The sequence below is a fragment of the Flavitalea sp. genome (genome assembly GCF_035489435.1).
Lineage (GTDB): Bacteria > Bacteroidota > Bacteroidia > Chitinophagales > Chitinophagaceae > DATHKG01.
Genome location: NZ_DATHKG010000155.1, coordinates 1 through 4,112, shown reverse-complemented (window position 1 = coordinate 4,112; position 4,112 = coordinate 1). Strand labels below are relative to the sequence as shown.

General features: G+C 38.7%; 5 protein-coding genes. 1 reads left to right on the top strand and 4 read right to left on the bottom strand.

The features are described 5' to 3' along the window. Positions 1-604: 604 nt before the first annotated feature. On the top strand, positions 605-1,198 hold the full coding sequence (locus VK664_RS23830) for a hypothetical protein (RefSeq protein WP_461401223.1): 594 nt from the start codon (positions 605-607) through the stop codon (positions 1,196-1,198). A gap of 297 nt (positions 1,199-1,495) precedes the next feature. Here VK664_RS23830 and VK664_RS23825 read toward each other — a convergent pair whose 3' ends face one another. The 4 genes from VK664_RS23825 to VK664_RS23810 form a co-directional block, all read right to left on the bottom strand. Further along, a complete protein-coding gene (locus VK664_RS23825; protein ID WP_461401222.1) occupies positions 1,496-2,200 on the bottom strand; it encodes an SIMPL domain-containing protein in 705 nt (234 codons plus the stop codon). A gap of 53 nt (positions 2,201-2,253) precedes the next feature. After that, complete coding sequence (locus tag VK664_RS23820; protein WP_461401221.1) at positions 2,254-2,895, bottom strand: SanA/YdcF family protein; 642 nt, start codon at positions 2,893-2,895, stop codon at positions 2,254-2,256. A gap of 138 nt (positions 2,896-3,033) precedes the next feature. Beyond that, complete coding sequence (locus tag VK664_RS23815) at positions 3,034-3,777, bottom strand: lysostaphin resistance A-like protein (RefSeq protein ID WP_461401220.1); 744 nt, start codon at positions 3,775-3,777, stop codon at positions 3,034-3,036. A gap of 88 nt (positions 3,778-3,865) precedes the next feature. Next, on the bottom strand, positions 3,866-4,112 hold a 247-nt coding region (locus VK664_RS23810; RefSeq protein WP_461401219.1), incomplete at its 5' end, for a hypothetical protein.

Here is a 4,112-nt window from a genome sequence, read left to right as displayed (position 1 = left end):
TGTCGCTTAAACCTTACCGTAAAATTTTCATTTCACGTACTATTGTTTCCAAACTTTCAAAGATCTTTCAGCTTTTCCTCGCTGCCCATTTTTCGTTGGGGTTGCAAAGGTATGTGCCTTTTATATTTTAACCAAATATTTGAAAAGTATTTTTGAAATTTCTTTCATTTTTTCTTTCCATTTACCCGGCATTATTTCGAAGAACTTAGCGTTTTAACCGCTCCCATTTTTTAACGGGCTGCGAAGATATAGACATTCAAGTTACGACACTAATATTTTTGAAAGTTTCTTGAAATAATTTCTTCAAAAGCCGTTTTCAACGCATCAATACAAGCAGGGAAATTGTCTTAAAGCACAATACAGATAATATGATAAGTAAAAAATAACTATGACGAAAACGCCTTGCTGGCCTCAATTACAGGGCATTTAGCTAACAATCATTAGCCTGCTTCATTCACCAGTTTTGATATGTATTAATAGCTGAACGCTTCGAAAAAAAATCAACAATCTTTTTTTAAAAACAATTCACCAACGTAACAAAAACAACAATCCAAACACTTATATAAATAACAATTACAATTTATCATCCCTCCAAATTGTTTGTATGAATACCACTTCTTTAAACACACCAAAACTCGAATGGCTCGGAAGCACCATCCTCTTCTTCCAAAAACACTTCGTTATGATATTTTCACTCGGTCTTATTGCCGGGATAGGTCGCGTTATACAACTCAAAGGTTTTGGCGAAATATCAACTGCCACCAATATCATCATGGAAGTAGTTGTGGAGTCGGCCCGCCTTGCGATGTTTATATATATACTGGGGTCAGCCAGCCTTAAAATGGGACTTGCCCGCCTGGCCAATCTCTTTTCAAAAAGCGAACACCGGAAAGAATCAATTAAACTCGCTTTTGCCAACTTCAAAAGTAAATGGCAGATCCTCCTGCTCAACTTCGTGGTTTACCTGCTGATCGCCTGGGTGATAAATTTCCTTATCGACCAGCTTGCCTATCAGACCTGCCTCTATCTTACTATGCAAAACCGGGGCATTTTAAACGCAGATGCCTCCGAATGGACAATCATTCTCTTTTTCAAAAACCTTACGGTCATCCCGTTAACCTTAATCTTCAATACTTTGTTTGTGTTTTACATGACAAACAGACTAAACCTGCAGGCTACCAGCAAGAAAATAAGCTGAAGAACCAACCGAGATAACCTGGTAGACACTGACAAGAAATGGATACCGGTTACCGGGATCAGCAATCAACTGATGCTAAGTTGGTAAAATAAGAACGTCTGATGGAATGAGAACATCTGGTGGAATAAGAACATCAGCTGGAATAAGAATATCGGTGAATTGAGAACATCCGAAAAAACGAGAACACCTATCATCGATGTATGAATGATGCCTGAATTCATCAAACAAAATCCATGAGGCTATCCAATGGTAGATAACGTCATATAAAGCTAAGCAACACTAAGTTTAGTCCGTAAGCTATTCAACAATAAGATACTCAGAGATAATGTTTCTCCTGAACTCAAGCACCTCCGGTGAAATCTTAAATCCTCTACCTCCATAAGCTTTTGAATAGGTATTGATCCCCTGACCTGATGAGTAACTTTCAGGCGAATCATTTCCCGATAATTCTGAATTGCTGATAAACACAATATTCCCGAGTTTAACATCAGCCCTGTCACACAATTTCTTTGCAGATTTATAAGCATCATCATAAGCCAGCAGATCGGCTTCACGAAACAAACTGTCTGCCTTTGAATGGCCGAACTGTATCTGGCCGATACTATTGATCCTGGTTTCAAGCAGCTTACCGGTCAGCTTTGTAAACTGGTTGATATCATTAAGTAGAAAATCTATCGATTGCTGGGCTGAGTATCCTGCAAACACCGGGTTTCTTCCATTATAGTTATACTCCTTGTTTGCCGATATACTACTTGTTTTGATATCATCATTTTTTCCGAAACTGCTGAGTATATTAATCACTGAATCAACAGTGCTTTGTGTTAGTTTCACTGCATCAGCCATCGCTGGTTTTGTAAATGATATGTTTATGGTGAGAATAACCAGGTCTGGCTTCACCCGGATCTTGCCTTCACCGGTAACACGAACAAGTTTTTCTTTCGGTTTATCAGCTGCATAACATCCGCAAAGAAAAAATGCAATAATCAAATAAGTATATTTCATGGAATACTATTTAGCATAATTGTAAAACTGGCAGCATTTTAAGACGTCAACAACTACTGAATATTTACCTTCTTTCCCAAAAACTTTGGCTCTGTGCCAACCAGGTAATCGACAAACAATTTTACACGGGCCAGTTTTTCTCTGGCCTGTACCTTGATGCCTTGTTTTGCATTCACGTCGCGGGCATTAAATCCAACCGCCACTATTCCTTCCCTCTTCGCAATGTATAATGCTCTTTCGTTATGAAACTCCTGAGATATAACCGTCACTGAATCCTGCCCGAATATCTTCTTTAGTCTTACCATTGAATCAAAAGTCCGGAACCCGGCATAATCAAGATATATATGATTGGAATCAACACCCAGTTTTATAAGATCCTGTCTGAAATCACCAGGTTCATTGTAATCTGTTGTACTATTATCACCACTGATTATTATAGATTGAATCTTATTCTTTTTCCATAACTCAACAGCGGCATTAACACGATATTGGTAATAAGGATTGATAAATCCACCCTCAAGCGTTTTACCCGTACCCAGAACAAGGCCTACTTTATTATAAGGGACATCCCCGACTTTTGAGAACGTTTTGCCTGCAGCTGCATTTTCCACTTTTGCATTGCAGATAATAACAATCAGTAATACTGATAATAATAAGCCGGCTGCTACATAAATTACGGTAAATCTTTTTCGCATATACTAAGGGGTAAAAACATTGAGGGAATGCTGATCAAATTACCAATTGCTCCGTACAATCAAAAGGAATAGTCCCCGCAATCCCGATTATTAACATAAGTATAATTCGTGATTACACAAGGATCCGCAAACAAAAAATCAAAGCAAATAAAATATCGAATAAGTCATCCCAAGATTGAACCCTGCATGGCATACAATCGCGCCCATTATGGAGCCCGAAGATTTTTTGAAAAAGAAAAACATGATACTGGCCACGAACATAGATAAAACCCAAAGTACAGTAGGCATCACAAACAAACTCCAACTGCCGGAAATAAATACCAGCCCAAAATGTGAAATATGAGTAAGCGCAAAAGCCGAACCATCTGCCATAGATGCTTTCCGGTTACCTAGACTCACTGCGAAAGCCGAATGGACTATTCCGCGAAAAAATAACTCCTCGCCAAACGGACTGAATATCATGCCGGTGATGGCAACTACAGTAAAAAGCGTTGACCTGTCGCCCGGACTTATGTCGGAAGGTATCTTGTACGACTTACCAATATATTTATACCAGTTTGCGTAACTATCATCGTATAAATTTGTTCCCAGGAAATACAATAATAAACTGAAGGCTATCCCTGCAGCAAATGCTGCTAACAGCCATGAATAGTTTCCAGGTTTTTTGATTCCAATTTTCTGTCGTCCATATTTATTGAGAAAGATAAAAGGCGCAAGAGCGGAAACCAACATGATAATTCCAATCGATCCATAGTTTCCTGTGGTATTAGCATATAAAACCAGTATAAATCTTGGGACGCAAACGATAACTATCAGCAGCAGACCGAACTTCCAGTTAAATGCGAAAATCTTTTGCCAGAAGGTTCTTAGTACATGTTGCATGGGTGCGGCGAAAATTGATTAGGAGTTAATTTTTAGTGGTTCACTATATAGATCTTCATTGATATTCTGCTTAAATATTTGTGAAGAATCACTCAAAAATTTCATCGTTATAGATAGATTTTACAAATGATTCAAAGGTCTCACCCAGGGCAATAAAGTCGTCGTCTACCCCGAGATAAGGCAACAGCCCAAACTGGAATGGCTGATCACGGGTGTCAAGTACTGCCATCTCACCACCACCGTTTGTTCCGAGATATATAGCCCAGGGAAAAAATTCTGAACAATAGTCCTGGCTATTTTCGTAGAGAAAACCTACAGGTATCAACCTTAGATAA

What these genes read in the sequence shown, in the direction of transcription:
- VK664_RS23815 (WP_461401220.1), bottom strand. Translation starts at nt 3,777, where the DNA reads ATGCAACATGTACTAAGAACCTTCTGGCAAAAGATTTTCGCATTTAAC.
- VK664_RS23825 (WP_461401222.1), bottom strand. Translation starts at nt 2,200, where the DNA reads ATGAAATATACTTATTTGATTATTGCATTTTTTCTTTGCGGATGTTAT.
- VK664_RS23820 (WP_461401221.1), bottom strand. Translation starts at nt 2,895, where the DNA reads ATGCGAAAAAGATTTACCGTAATTTATGTAGCAGCCGGCTTATTATTA.
- VK664_RS23830 (WP_461401223.1), top strand. Translation starts at nt 605, where the DNA reads ATGAATACCACTTCTTTAAACACACCAAAACTCGAATGGCTCGGAAGC.